This window comes from Arthrobacter sp. YAF16 (assembly GCF_052113385.1).
In the GTDB taxonomy this organism is placed as follows: Bacteria; Actinomycetota; Actinomycetes; order Actinomycetales; family Micrococcaceae; genus Arthrobacter.
Map to the genome: position 1 here is coordinate 15,075 of NZ_JBFRDC010000010.1, position 15,897 is coordinate 30,971.

General features: G+C 67.5%; 16 protein-coding genes. 10 read left to right on the plus strand and 6 right to left on the minus strand.

Annotation, left to right across the window (positions count from 1 at the left end):
• Window positions 1–74: 74 nt before the first annotated feature.
• From tsf to AB4Y91_RS15505, 5 genes are all read left to right on the plus strand, one after another.
• Window positions 75–911 carry a translation elongation factor Ts gene (gene tsf, locus AB4Y91_RS15485; protein WP_441419319.1) on the plus strand — a complete coding sequence of 279 codons (837 nt, stop codon included), beginning with the start codon at window positions 75–77 and terminating at the stop codon, window positions 909–911.
• A gap of 137 nt (window positions 912–1,048) precedes the next feature.
• Window positions 1,049–1,786, plus strand: a complete 738-nt coding sequence (gene pyrH, locus AB4Y91_RS15490) for a UMP kinase (protein WP_138769831.1) — start codon at window positions 1,049–1,051, stop codon at window positions 1,784–1,786.
• Between the two features lie 74 nt (window positions 1,787–1,860).
• On the plus strand, window positions 1,861–2,418 hold the full coding sequence (gene frr, locus AB4Y91_RS15495) for a ribosome recycling factor (RefSeq protein WP_138769830.1): 558 nt from the start codon (window positions 1,861–1,863) through the stop codon (window positions 2,416–2,418).
• Window positions 2,418–3,338, plus strand: coding sequence for a phosphatidate cytidylyltransferase (locus tag AB4Y91_RS15500; RefSeq protein WP_441419320.1), 921 nt, complete (start codon window positions 2,418–2,420; stop codon window positions 3,336–3,338). Before frr ends, AB4Y91_RS15500 begins: the two co-directional genes overlap by 1 nt.
• Window positions 3,339–3,440: 102 nt before the next feature.
• On the plus strand, window positions 3,441–4,019 hold the full coding sequence (locus tag AB4Y91_RS15505; RefSeq protein WP_441419321.1) for a DivIVA domain-containing protein: 579 nt from the start codon (window positions 3,441–3,443) through the stop codon (window positions 4,017–4,019).
• A 32-nt stretch (window positions 4,020–4,051) separates the two neighbouring features.
• On the opposite strand, the gene AB4Y91_RS15510 is transcribed toward AB4Y91_RS15505, so the two are convergent.
• From AB4Y91_RS15510 to AB4Y91_RS15525, 4 genes are read right to left on the minus strand one after another with little or no spacing between them, the layout of a single operon-like run.
• Window positions 4,052–5,518 (minus strand): sodium/solute symporter, encoded by a 1,467-nt coding sequence (locus AB4Y91_RS15510; protein ID WP_441419322.1) that lies wholly within the window; start codon window positions 5,516–5,518, stop codon window positions 4,052–4,054.
• Between the two features lie 7 nt (window positions 5,519–5,525).
• A complete protein-coding gene (locus AB4Y91_RS15515) occupies window positions 5,526–5,912 on the minus strand; it encodes a hypothetical protein (protein WP_441419323.1) in 387 nt (128 codons plus the stop codon).
• The gene (locus AB4Y91_RS15520; protein ID WP_175323149.1) at window positions 5,909–6,628 is read right to left on the minus strand and encodes a LytR/AlgR family response regulator transcription factor; all 720 of its coding nucleotides are present in this window, start codon (window positions 6,626–6,628) and stop codon (window positions 5,909–5,911) included. Before AB4Y91_RS15520 ends, AB4Y91_RS15515 begins: the two co-directional genes overlap by 4 nt.
• A 27-nt stretch (window positions 6,629–6,655) precedes the next feature.
• Window positions 6,656–7,873, minus strand: coding sequence for a sensor histidine kinase (locus tag AB4Y91_RS15525; protein ID WP_441419324.1), 1,218 nt, complete (start codon window positions 7,871–7,873; stop codon window positions 6,656–6,658).
• Between the two features lie 229 nt (window positions 7,874–8,102).
• Here AB4Y91_RS15525 and AB4Y91_RS15530 point away from each other — a divergent pair, with 229 nt between their 5' ends.
• Entirely contained in the window at window positions 8,103–8,483 is a 381-nt protein-coding gene (locus AB4Y91_RS15530) for a DUF485 domain-containing protein (protein WP_441419325.1), read from the plus strand.
• Entirely contained in the window at window positions 8,480–10,096 is a 1,617-nt protein-coding gene (locus AB4Y91_RS15535) for a solute symporter family protein (RefSeq protein WP_441419326.1), read from the plus strand. Before AB4Y91_RS15530 ends, AB4Y91_RS15535 begins: the two co-directional genes overlap by 4 nt.
• Before the next feature lie 127 nt (window positions 10,097–10,223).
• Here AB4Y91_RS15535 and AB4Y91_RS15540 read toward each other — a convergent pair whose 3' ends face one another.
• Window positions 10,224–10,697, minus strand: coding sequence for an Lrp/AsnC family transcriptional regulator (locus AB4Y91_RS15540; RefSeq protein WP_441419327.1), 474 nt, complete (start codon window positions 10,695–10,697; stop codon window positions 10,224–10,226).
• Between the two features lie 195 nt (window positions 10,698–10,892).
• Between AB4Y91_RS15540 and pdhA the strand changes: the two genes are divergently transcribed.
• Genes pdhA through AB4Y91_RS15555 form a run of 3 tightly spaced genes read left to right on the plus strand, consistent with a single transcriptional unit; the run spans window position 10,893 to window position 14,490 of the window.
• Window positions 10,893–12,071: a pyruvate dehydrogenase (acetyl-transferring) E1 component subunit alpha gene (gene pdhA, locus AB4Y91_RS15545; RefSeq protein ID WP_441419328.1), complete on the plus strand. Its 1,179-nt coding sequence runs from the start codon at window positions 10,893–10,895 to the stop codon at window positions 12,069–12,071.
• A complete protein-coding gene (locus AB4Y91_RS15550; protein WP_441419329.1) occupies window positions 12,071–13,081 on the plus strand; it encodes an alpha-ketoacid dehydrogenase subunit beta in 1,011 nt (336 codons plus the stop codon). The genes pdhA and AB4Y91_RS15550 overlap by 1 nt, the downstream gene beginning before the upstream one ends.
• Entirely contained in the window at window positions 13,078–14,490 is a 1,413-nt protein-coding gene (locus AB4Y91_RS15555; RefSeq protein WP_441419330.1) for a dihydrolipoamide acetyltransferase family protein, read from the plus strand. Before AB4Y91_RS15550 ends, AB4Y91_RS15555 begins: the two co-directional genes overlap by 4 nt.
• A 745-nt stretch (window positions 14,491–15,235) precedes the next feature.
• On the opposite strand, the gene AB4Y91_RS15560 is transcribed toward AB4Y91_RS15555, so the two are convergent.
• Window positions 15,236–15,862, minus strand: coding sequence for an SACE_7040 family transcriptional regulator (locus tag AB4Y91_RS15560; protein WP_441419331.1), 627 nt, complete (start codon window positions 15,860–15,862; stop codon window positions 15,236–15,238).
• Between the last annotated feature and the right edge of the window lie 35 nt (window positions 15,863–15,897).

Sequence of the window (15,897 nt, forward strand, 5' to 3'; positions counted from 1 at the left end):
ATGGCCGCTCACTCGGTGAGCAGCCGTCCTGTCAGTCCGTACACCACACAAAATTTCTAGACAGAGGGGTTCACATGGCGAACTACACTGCCGCTGATATCAAGGCTCTGCGCGAGCGCACCGGCGCCGGCATGATGGATGTCAAGAAGGCTCTTGACGAAGCCAACGGTGACGCCGAGAAGGCCATCGAAATCATCCGCATTAAGGGCCTCAAGGGCGCCACCAAGCGCGAAGGCCGCTCCACCGCGGAAGGCCTGGTTGCTGCCAAGGTCGACGGCGGCGTCGGCGTGATGATCGAGGTCAACTGCGAGACCGACTTCGTCGCCAAGGCTGACAAGTTCATCCAGCTCGCCGACAAGGTGCTCGCTGTTGCTGTTGAGTCCGGCGCTGCCGACCTCGACACCCTGCTGGCCACCGACGTCGACGGCAAGCCGCTCTCCGAGGTCGTCGTCGAAGAAGGCGCCATCCTGGGCGAGAAGGTTGTCGTCCGCCGTATTGCCCGCATCGAGGCCCCCACGGTCGACGCGTACCTGCACAAGACCTCCAAGGACCTCCCGGCCCAGGTCGGCGTGCTGTTCGCCGTTGACGGCGAAGGCGAAGCTGCTGCCACCGCCGCCCACGACGTCGCCGTACACATCGCCGCGATGGCCCCGAACTACCTGACCCGCGAGGACGTTCCGTCCGAGCTGGTCGAGTCCGAGCGCCGCATCGCCGAGGAAACCGCCAAGGCCGAGGGCAAGCCCGAGGCTGCCATGACCAAGATTGTGGAAGGCCGCGTTACCGGCTTCTACAAGGGCGAGGTCCTCGTTGACCAGGCATTCGCCAAGGATGCCAAGAAGTCCGTCGCGCAGGTCCTCGAAGAGGCCGGCGTCAAGGCAACCGCTTTCACGCGCTTCCGCGTCGGTTCCTAAGTAAGTCACGCTGAGGGGGTGGTCACTGCGGTGGCCGCCCCTTTTGCATGCATCCGCTCACGCTGGCCCGGGGCGGAATGCAGCCTTTGGCCCCCGGCACGATAACCTTTTTCAGAGCTCACCAACGGGAAGGCACCATGGATACCGTCAACAATTCAGCCCAGCCAAAGAAGACCAGGCGCCGCGTGCTCCTGAAGCTGTCCGGCGAGGTCTTCGGCGGCGGCAAACTGGGCGTTGACCCGGACACGGTCCGCGGAGTCGCCAAGCAGATCGCGGCCGCCGTTCCCGACGTCGAGGTCGCAATCGTCGTCGGCGGCGGGAACTTCTTCCGCGGCGCCGAACTCTCGCAGAGCGGCATGGACCGCTCCCGCGCCGACTACATGGGCATGCTCGGCACCGTGATGAACTGCCTCGCCCTCCAGGACTTCCTGGAACAGGCCGGCGTGGAGACCCGCGTGCAGAGCGCCATCACCATGGGCCAGGTGGCCGAGGCGTACATTCCGCGCCGCGCCATCCGGCACATGGAGAAGGGCCGCGTCGTCATCTTCGGCGCCGGCGCCGGGCTGCCGTACTTCTCCACCGACACCGTCGCCGCGCAGCGCGCCATGGAGGTGCACGCCGACGTCGTCCTGATGGCCAAGAGCGGGGTCGACGGCGTCTACACCGCCGATCCGAAGAAGGACCCCGCTGCCGAGAAACTGCACCGGCTCAGCTACGACGAGGCCCTGCGCCGCGATATCCGGGTCATGGACCAGACGGCGATGACCATGTGCAAGGACAACAACCTGACCATGGTGGTGTTCGGCATGGAGGGCGAAGGCAACGTCACCCGGGCCATCCGCGGCGAGGACCTGGGCACCGTAGTCACCCCCTAGCTGCGGCTAGGATGTTCTTAGGACAGCTCCGCTCCCCGGGCAAAGGGGTGCGCACCAATTTCTGAGGAGAGAACGTGATCGAAGAAACCTTGCTCGAAGCCGGGGACAAGATGGACAAGGCGGTTGAGGTAGCCAAGGAAGACTTCGCCTCGATCCGCACCGGACGTGCCACCCCGGGCCTGTACAACAAGGTCCTGGTGGACTACTACGGTTCGCCGACGCCGCTGCAGCAGCTGGCCTCCTTTGCTGTCCCGGATGCCCGCACCATCCTCATCACCCCGTTCGACAAGACCGCCCTGCGGGACATCGAGCGGGCCCTGAGCGACTCCGAGGTGGGGGCCAACCCCTCCAACGATGGCAACGTCATCCGGATCACCATCCCGGAGCTGACCAAGGAACGCCGTAAGGAATACGTCAAGATCGTCAAGTCCAAGGGCGAGGACGCCAAGGTGTCCATCCGCAACATCCGCCGCAAGGCCAAGGAAACCCTGGACAAGCTGGTTAAGGACGGCGAAGCCGGTGAAGACGAGGGCACCCGCGGCGAGAAGGAACTCGACGCCCTGACCAAGGCCCACGTCGACGGCATCGACGAGCTGCTCAAGCGCAAGGAAGCCGAGCTGCTCGAGGTCTGATGGGGGACGAACAGCAGGCACCCGGACCACGCGTCCGGGTGCGGGGGAGAGAGCGGAAGAATCCGACGCCCAAAGCCGGCAGGAACCTTCCCGCCGCCACGGCGGTCGGCCTTGCCATGCTCTTCGCCGTGCTCGGCGGCCTGCTGTTCCTGCCCCTGGCCTTCGTACTGATCGTCACCGCCTTCGCCGTTTTCGGTGTCTGGGAGGTGTTCCGTGCGCTGGAGGCCTCCGGCACCCGGCTGCCCATCATCCCGGCGATGACGGGCACCGTGGCGATGCCGCTCGCAGCCTACTTCGGTGGCCCCGAAAGCCTACTGTTCGCGCTGCTGCTGAGCAGCGTCGCGGTGCTCCTGTGGCGCTCCCTGGAGGGGGCGGCCGGGTCCGCGCGCAGCATCTTCGCCGGCGTCTTCACGATGACGTGGGTGCCGTTCCTGATCAGCTTCGCCGTGCTGCCGCTGCATGCCTCCGGCGGCGTCACCCCGATCGGACCCTGGCCCGGCGGTGTGGTGCCGATCGGGGCCTGGCAGATCGGCACCCTGCTGCTGCTGGTGGTCTCCAACGACACCTTCGGCTACCTCGTCGGCGCCTCCCTCGGCAAGCACCCGATGGCCCCCAAGATCAGTCCGAAGAAGTCCTGGGAAGGCTTCGGCGGGTCGATCGCGGGCGCCGTCCTGGTCGGCATCCTTGCCAGCGTCTACGTGCTGGGCGAACCCTGGTGGTTCGGCGCCGCCCTCGCCGTGGGCATGGTCGCCGCGGCGACCGCCGGCGACCTGGCCGAATCCATGGTCAAACGCGAACTCGGCATCAAGGACATGAGCAGCATCCTGCCCGGCCACGGGGGAGTCATGGACCGCCTTGACTCCATCGTTTTCGCCTCCCCGGTGGCATTCATGATCTTCTCCGCCGGCGCCGGCGGCTAAGGCGGCATCCCGCCTCCTCCCGGTGCCTAGAATGGTGCCGGGCAAACACGCCTGAAGTTGGCGCAACCAGAGCCGAACGGCATCGAAGGAAACATAGTTACAGTGGACATTCAACGGCAGATCCCGGCCTCCTTTGACCGCGTGCAGCGGAACCAGTACGGCTACAACGCCAAGCAGGTGGACCAGTTCCTGCAGCGCGCGCGGGTCTCGTTCGAAACACCCCAGGCCGCGGGACGGGCGGTCAAGAGCGCCGATGTCCGGGCCGTCTCCTTCGACCCGGTCAAGGGCGGCTACTCAGCCGCCGGGGTGGACGCGGCCCTGGACCGCCTCGAGGACGCCCTGGCCCGCCGGGAACGCGACGAACTGATCGGGGAGCGCGGCGAGGAAGCCTGGCTGCGTGAAATCGGCCGGCTCGCGGGCCTGCTCCGCGGCCGCCTGCACCGCCCCGACGGCCAGCGCTTCCGCCGCCCGGCCAAGGCCAAGGTGCGCAGTTACAACACCACCGACGTCGACGACCTTTGCCACGAGCTGATCGGCTACCTCGAGGAAGACCAGCCGCTCAGCGTGGACAACATCCGCCGCGCCGTCTTCCGTCCCGCCGTCGGACGCGAAGGCTACGAGGAAAGCCAGGTCGACGCTTTCCTGGACCGCGTCGTCGAACTGATGGCCGCGATCGACTGACGCCACCGGCCGACGCGTCACAGACTGGCGCGTCACCGTTCGGTGGCGAGCGGCCGTTCCGGGGTGTGCAGCCTTGTCATCAGCCGGGTGATGGTCCGCGGAACCCGGCCCTGGGTGGCCCGCGAGACGAGGACCATCACCGCGAACGCAGCCGGGACCGTCCACGCGGCCGGCTGCGCGAGCCACGGCGGCGTGCCGGCGGAGCCCAGCATGGCGCCGGCCAGCATGGCGCCGCCGCAGGACACCGCCCCGGTCAGCATTCCGGCGATCGCGCCGGCGTCTGTCAGCCCGCGCCACCAGATGCCCAGCAACAGCACGGGGCAGATGGTCGAGGCCGTGAAGGCAAAGACCAGCCCCACGCTCCCGGCCAGCGCCGTGGAGTCCGTCATGGTCGCGATCCCCAGCGGAACCACTGCCGAGATCAGCGCCGCGAGCCGGAACCCGCGCACGCTGCCGCCCAGGATGTCCTGGCTGATGACACCCGCCAGCGACACCACCAGCCCCGAGGTGGTGGACAGGAAGGCGGCGAAGGCGCCCGCCACCACCAGCGCGGAGAGCAGGTCGCCTGCCGTTCCGCCGATCATCCGGCCCGGCAGCAGCAGCACCAGGGCATCGGCCTGGCCGCTCTTGGCCAGACCCGGGGCGAACGTCCGCCCGATCAGGCCGTACGCCGTCGGGAACAGGTAGAAGACCGAGAGCAGGCCGAGCACAATCAAGGTCGTCCGGCGCGCCGACTGGCCGTCCGGGTTGGTGTAGAAGCGCACCAGCACGTGCGGCAGCCCCAGGGTCCCGAACAGCAGCGCCACCAGCAGCGAGATGTTCTGGTAGGGCCCGGCCGGGGCCATCGCGGTGGGGTTCACCGACGCCTCGGCGACCGCACGGGAGCCGTTGCCGGCCAGCACCAGCAGGATGAACAGCGCAGGGACGGCCAGCGCGGTCAGCTTCAGCCAGTACTGGAACGCCTGGACGAAGGTGATGGAGCGCATCCCGCCGGACACCACCGTCACGCACACGACGGCGACTACGGCCACCTGTCCCACCCAGGCCGGCAGCCCGGTGGTGATCCGGATGGCCAGCGCCGCGCCGTGGAGTTGCGGGACGATGTAAAGCCAGCCGACCACCACCACCACGAAGCTCGTGACCCGGCGGACCGCCCGGGAATCCAACCGGGCCTCGGTGAAGTCGGGAATCGTGTACGCGCCGGACCGGCGGAGCGGGGCGGCCACGAACAACAGGAGCATCAGATATCCCGCTGTGTACCCGACCGGGAACCACAAGGCATCGGTGCCGGAAAGCAGGATGAGTCCGGCGACGCCGAGGAAACTGGCGGCGGACAAGTACTCGCCGCCGATCGCCGAGGCGTTCCACCAGGGCCGCACCGTGCGGGAAGCGACGTAGAAATCCCCGGTGGTGCGCGAGACCCTGAGGCCGTAGAAACCAATGACGGCGGTGGCCAGCGAGACTGCCGCGAAGGCCGCGATGCCGACGACCGGGTTCACCCGCGCCTCACTTGTCCCCGGCCAGGTCGCGGTAGCGGGACTCGTTCCGCGCGGCCGTGCGGACGTACAGCCAGGCGCTGAGCCCGATCACCGGGTAGATCCCGGCGCCCAGCAGGACCCAGTCGAAGGGCAGCCCCGCGATCCGCAGCTCGGCCAGGCCAGGCACCAGCCCCAGTATCAGCGCGAAGGCGAGCAGGATGAGCAGGAAACCGGCGGCCACCACGATGCCAAGCCGGAGCTGGGAGCGGATTAGAGAGCGGACGAACACCTGCCCGGCGTCGGATTCCTCGGCGGCCTCGCGCGTGTCGGCGGCCGAGCGCCCGGCGGCGATGCTGCCTGACGCGGCGCTGCCTACCTTGAAGCTGCGCGGTGCGGTGACGCGGACCCGGGTCATGCCTGCGGCCGGATCCGGGTCGCCTCGAGTTTCTCCCGGACCGGCGGCAGGTGCCGGCGGCTGATCGGCAGTTCGGCCCCGGCGACGGTCACGCTGGGACGGGCCGCGGCCAGTTTCATGTGGCCGACGTGGTTCAGGGCGATCAGGTACGAGCGGTGGATACGCAGGAACCCGGCATCGGCCCACTGCTGCTCGAGGTCTGCCAGCGGCACCCGGATGAGGTAGCTGGCGTCCGCGGTGTGCAGCCTGGCGTAGTCGCCCTGCGCCTGGACGTAGGTGACGTCCTCGCGCCGGATCATCTTGGTGGTTCCACCCAGATCCACCGTGATCATCTCCGGCGCCGGTGCCCCCTCACGGATCAGCTCACTGATGCGGCCGATCGACCTGGCCAGCCGCTCGGCGCGGACCGGCTTGAGCAGGTAGTCGACGGCCGCCAGCTCGAACGCCTCCAGCGCGCAGTCCTCGTCGGCGGTGACGAAGACGACGGCGGGAGGCTTGGCGCTGCGGGCGATGACCCGGGCGATGTCCAGGCCGGAGAGGGCCGGCATATGGATGTCCAGGAACACGGCGTCGACCTCCTGGGACTCGAGGGCGCGCAGCGCCTCGGCGCCGGAGGAAGCACGGTGGATCGCCCCGATCCGCTCGTCCCGGCCCAGCAGGAAGGCCAACTCCTCGACAGCGGGCAGCTCGTCATCGGCGACGAGGACGTTAATCATGGTTCTAGGGTACTGCCGGGTACGGACTCAGGCGTCGTGCCGCGGCTGGGACTTGGGCACCCGCATGGTGATCAGGGTGCCCTCGCCCGGCGCCGTCTCGATCACCAGGCCGTTGTCCTCGCCGTACACCTGTCGCAGCCGGGCATCGACGTTGTGCAGGCCGACGTGTTCGCCGTCGCTGTGCCCGGCCAGGACGGCACGCAGTTTCTCCGGATCCATGCCGACGCCGTCGTCTTCGATGGTCACCTCGGCGAAGGCGCCCGAGTCGTTGGCCGTGATGCTGATGTGGCCCGGGCCCTCCTTGGCCTCCAGCCCGTGCCGGACCGCGTTCTCCACCAGCGGCTGCAGGCTCAGGAACGGGATGACGGTGCTGAGCACCTCGGGGGCGATCCGCAGGCTCACCTGCACCCGGTCGCCGAAGCGTGCGCGCTCCAGGAGCAGGTACCGGTCAATGCAGCGCAGTTCCTCGGCCAGCGTGGTGAAGTCGCCGTGCCGGCGGAAGGAATATCGGGTGAAATCCGCGAACTCCACCACCAGCTCGCGGGCGCGGACCGGGTCGGTGTTGATGAAGGACGCGATCGCGTTCAGCGAGTTGTAGATGAAGTGCGGGCTGATCTGGGCCCGGAGCGCACGGACCTCGGCCTCCATCAGCAGCGTCCGGGACGCGTCCAGCTCGGCCAGTTCCACCTGCGTCGCCACCCAGTCGGCCACCTCACTGGTGGCGCGCACCAGCCCCGCGCCGGCCGCCGGGGCGAAGGCCGCCACCACGCCCACCACCCGGGTGCTGGCCTTGATCGGGGCGATCACGACGGCGCGTTCCGTCCCGGGGGCCAGCGGCGCGGCGGCCTTGCCGTTGGCGAGCAGTTGCAGTTCGCCTGCCGGGATCACGGCGGTGTGGCCGCCTTCCAGTACCTTGGCGGCGAGGCCCATCAAGGCGGGCTTGAGCTCTTCGGCGGCACCGTCCCAGGCCAGCACCCCGGTCGTGTCGGTGATCGCCAGGGCATCGCAGCCCAGCAGGCTGCGCAGCTGGCGGCTCGCCTTGGCTGCGCCGGCCGGGTTCAGTCCGGTGCGCAGATACTGGCCGGCGCGGGACGCCGCGTGCAACGTCTTGTAGGTGGCGCGTTCCGCGTCGGTACCCAGCTCGCGGAAGGAGCGCAGGACCTTGAGCCCGACAGCCACGACGACGGCGATTGCCAAGGCGATCACGGCGATCGCCGCGGCGGTGAAGAGGGGAGAGTCCGGCATGCTGCCAGCGTAGCGTGGCGGCCCGCAGGCCGGGGGAGAACACCGGCGGAACGGCCGAAAGGCGCCGTTGGGCGCAGCATCGCGACCGTTGAGCGACGGGAAACACGGCGGTGCTGGAATGTAATACGCATCACGAGGCACAGTGATTGCAGTCACACAAGGCCGGAAGTCTGTTTCCCGGAGCCCGGGGTACCCGGGGGTGGCTCGCCAGTCTCAATGAGGAGGAACGATGGGTCACGAAGCCCAAGAAACGGACGCACCGGCGTTCGTGGACTTCAAGGAAGTCCAATCGACGGAGCAGTTTCAGGAACTGCGTAAACGTCACCGCAGCTTTGTCTTTCCGATGGCCATCGCATTCCTGCTGTGGTACTTCGCCTACGTCCTGCTGGCCGACTACGCGGTGGGCTTCATGTCCACCAAGGTCTGGGGCAACATCAACATCGGCCTGATCCTGGGCCTGCTGCAGTTCGTCTCCACGTTCGCCATCACCGGCTGGTACGTCAGCTACTCGAACCGGAAACTGGACCCGATCGCCGCCGATATCCGCCACGGAATCGAAGGCCACGAGTTCGACAAGCACGGCAACCGAGTGAGCGGAGAAACAAAATGACGTTTATGGTTCCCGCGGTCAACGTTGCGGATCTCAAGGACACCACCGCGCTGAACATGGGCATCTTCGCCCTGTTCGTCGCGATCACCATGGTCATCGTCGTCAGGGCGAGCCGAAACAATAAGACCGCGGCGGACTACTATGCCGCCGGCCGCTCCTTCACGGGCCCGCAAAACGGCACCGCGATCGCCGGCGACTACCTCTCTGCGGCTTCGTTCCTCGGTATCACCGGCGCCATCGCCATCAACGGCTATGACGGCTTCATGTACTCCATCGGTTTCCTCGTGGCGTGGCTCGTCGCGTTGCTCCTGGTGGCCGAACTGCTGCGCAACACCGGCAAGTTCACCATGGCCGACGTCCTTTCATTCCGGCTCAAGCAGCGCCCGGTCCGCATCGCCGCGGCCATCTCGACCTTGGCCGTTTGCTTCTTCTACCTGCTGGCCCAGATGGCGGGAGCCGGCAGCCTGATCTCGCTGCTGCTGGGCATCAGCGACTGGGGCGGCCAGGCGCTCGTGATCGTCGTCGTCGGCGCCCTGATGATCATGTATGTGCTGATCGGCGGGATGAAGGGCACCACCTGGGTCCAGATCATCAAGGCCATGCTGCTCATTGCCGGCGCGGCCGTCATGACCTTCTGGGTGCTGGCCATCTACGGCTTCAACCTCTCCGACCTGCTCGGCGGCGCGGTGGAAACCTCGAAGAACCCGAGCATCCTGAACCCGGGCCTGCAGTACGGCAAGACCGAGACCTCCAAGCTTGACTTCATGTCCCTTGGCCTGGCGCTCGTCCTCGGCACGGCGGCCCTGCCGCACGTCCTGATGCGCTTCTACACGGTTCCGACCGCCAAGGAAGCCCGCAAGTCCGTGGTGTGGTCCATCTGGCTGATCGGTATCTTCTACCTGTTCACGCTGGTCCTGGGCTATGGCGCAGCCGCGCTGGTGGGTGCCGACACGATCAAGGGGGCGCCGGGCGGCGTCAACTCGGCAGCGCCGCTGCTGGCCTTCCACCTGGGCGGACCCCTGCTGCTCGGATTCATCTCCGCGGTGGCGTTCGCCACGATCCTGGCCGTCGTCGCCGGCCTCACGATCACGGCGGCAGCGTCCTTCGCGCATGACATCTATGCCAGCGTCATCGCCAAGGGCAAGGCCGACGCCAATACCGAGGTCAAGGTTGCCCGTCGCACGGTCGTCGTGATCGGGTTGCTCGCCATCATCGGCGGAATTTTCGCCAACGGACAGAACGTCGCGTTCCTCGTAGCACTCGCCTTCGCGGTGGCGGCCTCGGCCAACCTGCCCACGATCGTGTACTCGCTGTTCTGGCGCCGGTTCACCACCCAGGGAGCCATCTGGAGCATGTACGGCGGGCTCGGCTCGGCCATCATCCTGATCGCGCTCTCCCCGGTGGTCTCCGGCGCCAAAACGTCGATGATCCCGGGGGCCAACTTCGCGATCTTCCCGTTGAGCAACCCCGGCATCGTCTCCATCCCGCTCGCCTTCCTGCTGGGTTGGCTGGGCACGGTCCTGGACAAGAAGCTCGAAGACACCACCAAGCAGGCCGAAATGGAGGTCCGCTCCCTGACCGGGGTGGGCGCCGAAAAGGCCACCAACCACTAAACGCCCGGCCGGGCCGCGGACCACAAGCAGGCGGCCCCGGCAGGCAACACCAATGACGAGGAGCCCCCGTGCAGTTGCACGGGGGCTCCTCTTTGCCTTGCGGTTGCCAGGCAGCCAGGTGAACGGCTCAGGCCTCCGCGGAGCCGCGTTCCAGCAGCGGCTGGATCCGGAAGGGAATCAGTTCACCCATGGCCAGGGCGGTATCGGTGCGCTCCACGCCGTCGCAGGCGAGGATCTTGCCGTTGATCCGGAAGAGGTCCTCGGCGTCGAGGGCGACCACCCGGAGCAGCAGGTCGGCGGAACCGGTGAGGCCGTAGCCTTCCAGGATTTCCGGGATGCCCGCCAGTTCCACCGCCAATTGGCCCAGTTTCTGCTGCTGGACGTGGACGGAGATGAACGCCATCAGGGGATAGCCCAGGGCGGCCGGGTTGATCCGGCGTTCGAAGGAGAGGAAGACGTGCTTTTTCTCCAGCTGGGCCATCCGGGCCTGCACCGTATTGCGCGACAAGCCCAGCTTCTGCGCCAGTGCCACCACGGTACGCCGGGGATCCCTCGCCATGGCCGAAAGTAGGCGGGTGTCGGTGCCATCCAAAGCTTGCATAATGCGCAAGGTTAGCACGGTCCCAAAGGGCCAGACAGGGCAGAATGCTCAATTTATTCGAGGGTGGTTGTACCCAATGGCAGTTGTGAGTAGGGTCACAATTATCCGGGGCAACGGCGCCCGGGTGGCCGTCGCGCGTAGGGATCACGAGTCCCGCGGGCAGGGTCAGACGACGTCAGAAGGTGCGGACAAACTGTGTTTACCGACGACGCGGGCAAGGGCGGCATTGCCGCCGGCGGCCCCGGGAACAGTGCAGAATCAAACAGGCGCTCGGGCGGCGATCTCGTCCAGCTCATCACCCCGGGAGGTGAGCGCGTAAGCCATCCGGAGTTCGACTCCTGGGTCCAGGACGTGAGCGACGAACAACTCACCTCGCTCTACGAGGACATGGTGGCCATCCGCCGGATCGACGCCGAGGCCACCGCCTTGCAGCGCCAGGGCGAGCTCGCCCTGTGGCCTCCGCTGCTGGGCCAGGAAGCATCCCAGATCGGCTCGGCACGTGCGCTCCGCGACGACGACTTCGTCTTCCCCAGCTACCGTGACAACGGCGTCGCCTATGTCCGCGGGGTCCAGCCGGCGGACATCGTGAAAGCCTGGCGCGGCAACGCCCTGGCCGGCTGGGATCCCTACACGGTGAACGTGGCGACGCAGCAAATCATCATCGGCGCCCAGTCGCTGCACGCCACCGGGTACGCCATGGGGATCCAGAACGACGGCGCTGATTCGGTGGCCGTGGCCTACTTCGGCGACGGCGCCACCAGCGAAGGCGACGTCAACGAGGCCATGGTCTTCGCGGCGAGCTTCCAGGCCCCCGTGGTCTTCTTCTGCCAGAACAACCACTGGGCCATCTCCGAGCCCGTAATGCTGCAATCCCACATCCAGATCGCGGACCGCGCCTCCGGCTTCGGCATCCCGAGCATGCGCGTCGACGGCAACGACGTGCTGGCCGTCATGGCCGCCACAAGGATCGCCATCGACCGTGCCCGCCGCGGCGGGGGACCCACCTTCATTGAGGCCGTCACCTACCGGATGGGACCGCACACGACGGCGGATGACCCCACCCGCTACCGGGACGCCAACGAGCTCGAGGACTGGGCCGCGAAGGACCCGATCGCCAGGCTGAAGACCCTGCTCGACCGTAAGGGCCTGCTGACCGCCGAGCTGGAAACCGCCGTCGCCGCCAAAGCCGACGCCGTCGCCAAGGAACTGCGCTCCGGCACCATCAACATGCCGGAACCGGCGCCGCTGGACATCTTCAAGCACGTGTACAGCACGCCCAACTCCTCGCTGGAGCGCCAGCAGGACCACTACACCCGTTACCTGGCTTCCTTCGGCGATCCCGCAGAGGCCGCTTCCGAAGAAGGTGCACGCTGATGACGCAGATGACCTTTGCCCGAGCCATTAATTCGGGCCTGCGCAAGTCCCTCGAAAACGATCCCAAGGTGATCCTCATGGGCGAGGACATCGGCACCCTTGGCGGTGTCTTCCGCGTCACCGACGGCCTGCAGAAAGACTTCGGAAAGCACCGCGTGGTGGACACCCCGCTCGCCGAATCCGGCATCCTCGGCACCGCCGTCGGCCTCGCCTACCGCGGCTACCGCCCGGTGGTTGAAATCCAGTTCGACGGCTTCATCTACCCGGCGTTCGACCAGATTGTCAGCCAGGTTGCCAAGATGCACTACCGCACCCAGGGCGCGGTCAAGATGCCGATCACCATCCGCGTGCCCTTCGGCGGCGGCATCGGCTCACCGGAACACCATTCCGAGTCGCCCGAGGCCTACTTCACCCACACCTCGGGCCTGCGCGTGGTCAGCGTCTCCAACCCGCAGGACGCCCACACCATGATCCAGCAGGCCATCGCCTCTGACGATCCGGTGCTCTACTTCGAGCCCAAGCGCCGCTACCACGACAAGGGCGAAGTCGATGAGTCGCTCGACCTCGCCGCCGCCCTGTCCATGGAGAAGGCGCGCGTGGTCACCGAGGGCACCGACGTGACGCTGGTCGCCTACGGTCCGCTCGTGAAGACCGCCCGCGACGCCGCGCTCGCTGCCGCGGATGAAGGCGTCTCCGTCGAGGTGATCGACCTGCGCTCGCTGGCCCCGCTGGACTTCGCGACCCTGGAGGCCTCGGTCCGGAAGACCGGCCGGCTGGTCATCACGCACGAAGCCAGCCAGTCCGGCGGCCTCGGCGCCGAAGTGGCCGCCAGCATCACGGAACGCTGCTTCTACCACCTCGAAGCGGCGCCCGTCCGGGTGACCGGCTTCGATGTCCCGTACCCGTATTCAAAGCTTGAAATGCACCACCTGCCGGGCCTGGACAGGATCCTCGACGGCGTCGACCGGGCCCTGGGCCGCCCCAACTCCCTTAGCGGGCTGGAAGGATGACCGCCACCATGATCAAGGAATTCCGGCTTCCGGACCTCGGCGAAGGCCTGACGGAATCAGAAATCGTCGCGTGGAAGGTGGGCGTCGGGGACACCGTCACGCTTAACCAGATCATCGCCGAGGTGGAAACAGCCAAGGCCGTCGTCGAACTGCCCTCGCCGTTCGCCGGCGTCGTGACGGCGCTGCATGAGCAGCCGGGCACCGTGGTTGAGGTCGGCAAGCCGATCGTCTCCTTCGAGATCGAGGGCGACGACGGCGGCGGTGACTCCGGGGAAGCCCCCGCCAAGCGGGAACCGAACCTGGTCGGCTACGGCGCCGTACTGGAAGGCTCCGGCCGTCCGGCCCGCCGCGCCCGCAGCTTCGCCGCCGCGGCAGCCCCGGCAGCTCCGGCGGCTCCTGTGGCAGCTCCCGCTGAAACCCCGGCTGCCGCGCCGGTCGGGGCAGCCGTGCAGACCGTGGCCGAACCCGCGCCGGTGGCAGACACCCATGGCGCTGACACCACTCCGGCAGAGCGTCCGCGCTCCACGCCGCCGGTGCGCAAGTTGGCCAAGGACCTCGGCGTCGACCTCGCAGCCATCACCGGCACGGGGGAGCGCGGGCTCATCACCCGCGATGACGTGCGGAACTTCGTTGGCGGCGGCGACCTTCCGGTGGCGCCCCAGGAACTCGCCGGCGGCCAGGCCGCTGCGCCGGCACCGGTACAGGGCGAGCGGGAAACCCGGACCCCGATCAAGGGCGTGCGGAAATTCACCGCGGCGGCCATGGTGTCCAGCGCCTTCACGGCGCCGCACGTCACCGAGTTCCTGACGCTCGACGTCACTCCCACCATGGAGCTGCTGGGCCGGCTCAAGGCCAGCCGCTCGTTCGCGGGCTACAAGCTGACACCGCTGACGCTGGTGTCCAAGGCTGTGCTGATCGCGCTGCGCAACCACCCGACGCTCAACGCCCGGTGGGACGAGGCCAACCAGGAGATCGTCCAGTTCAACTACGTCAACCTCGGCATCGCGGCCGCCACGCCGCGGGGGCTGACCGTGCCGAACATCAAGGACGCGGACCAGATGTCGCTGCTGCAGCTGTCTACCGCGCTTACGGAGCTGACTGAGACCGCCCGGGCCGGTAAAACGGCCCCGGCGGACCTCTCCGGCGGGACCATCTCCATCACGAACATCGGCGTCTTCGGCATCGACGCCGGCACGCCCATCCTCAACCCCGGCGAGGCCGCCATCCTGGCTCTCGGCGCGGTGCGGAAGATGCCGTGGGAGTACCAGGACGAGGTGGCGCTGCGCCAGGTCATGACGCTGAGCCTGTCCTTCGACCACAGGCTGGTCGACGGCGAACAGGGCTCGCGGTTCCTGCAGGACCTGGGCGCCATCCTCGCCGATCCCGGCATGGCGCTGGCGATGGTCTAGGCACTTCGGGGCCGGGCATCCACGCTATGGGTGCCCGGCCGTTTGCCGTCCGGGGGCACTTTGAGGGCAATATTCGACGGCTGGCCCTGGTTGTCGGCGTGTCCGCGCCAATGTGCCCCGGAGCGCGGCGGGTTGACCAGCCAATGCTTCTGGCCGTGGGTGCCGGCAATAGCCTGTCCTGTTCGACGGGCCGCCTGTTTGTTTCCCCCCAAGGAGTCGCTTGATCGCTTCAGCAAGCATTCCACGTATGGATGTGTCCTCGCCCAGATGAGACCGCTGGTCAAAGATCAGTCTTTCAAGTTGGTTCTCTTGCTGGTTCCGGGCCAACCAAACTATGCCTAGTTCCGTGATGACCTCTTCAGCGGCTTGGTCCGTGACCGGGTAGAAATCAAGCATCTCTTCTTCCGGAGTAGAGCTTGGTATGAAGGTCCAAGTCTCCAGAGCGTCCGGATAAACCAAAACCAGGCGATCTGCCCACGTTCCTTGGGTAATTACTCCGACACGGCCGTCGTGCCCCCAGAAGCCTGGGTCGCGTAACGCTGCCACTCGCACCTTCTCCGCTTGGGGTTGATCTGCCACGAACAGTAAGTCATTGGGCCTCCCAGCCGCATCCCACTGAGCCCGGCCGTTTGCCGTCCGGGGGCACTTTGAGGGCAATATTCGACGGCGGGCCCTGGTTTGTCGGCGTGTCCGCGCCAATGTGCCCCCGGAGTGCTGCGGGGTTGAGCCGGGAAGAGGCCAGCCCTCAGCCGAGCGGGCGCGGTGTGGCCGGCGCCGTCAGGGCGGCCAGGGCCATGCTTTCGAGCAGTGGCCGGGCGCGCTTGAGGGCCATCCGGCGCCCGTGGTTGCGTACCGAGTGCGGCGTGGAGTTGATCAGGCCGAAGGTGGCGTGCGCGCGCATTCGCAGCTCAGCCGGATCGGTGTCCGGATGCAACCCGGCCAGGACGTCCACCCAGAGCTCCACATAGTTGCGCTGCAGGGTGCGGACCTCGGCCTCGTCATCGTCGTCGAGGTTGCTGAAGTCCTGGTCCTGGACCCGGATGACGTCCGGGTTGCTGAGCGCGAAGTCCACGTGGAATTCGACCAGCCCGGCGAGGGCCGCGGCGGCACCCTCGGATCCGGCCACCACGCTGCGGCCGCCCTCCAGGAGGTCCTGGCTGACACTGAGCAGCAGGGCCCCGAGGACCGCCTGCTTGCCGGCGAAGTGGCGGTACACGGCGGGCCCGCTGACCCCGGCGGCGGCGCCCAGGTCCTCCAAGGAAACGCGGTTGAAGCCGTCCGCTGCGAAGAGGGCGGCCGCCGCAGTGAGCAGCGCCTTCCGGCGGTTCTCCTTGGCCTGGCTTCGCTGGGTTGTCTGGCTGGACTCGGTCACCGGCGTCCCTCTCGACTGTCCTGTGTTGAGACTAT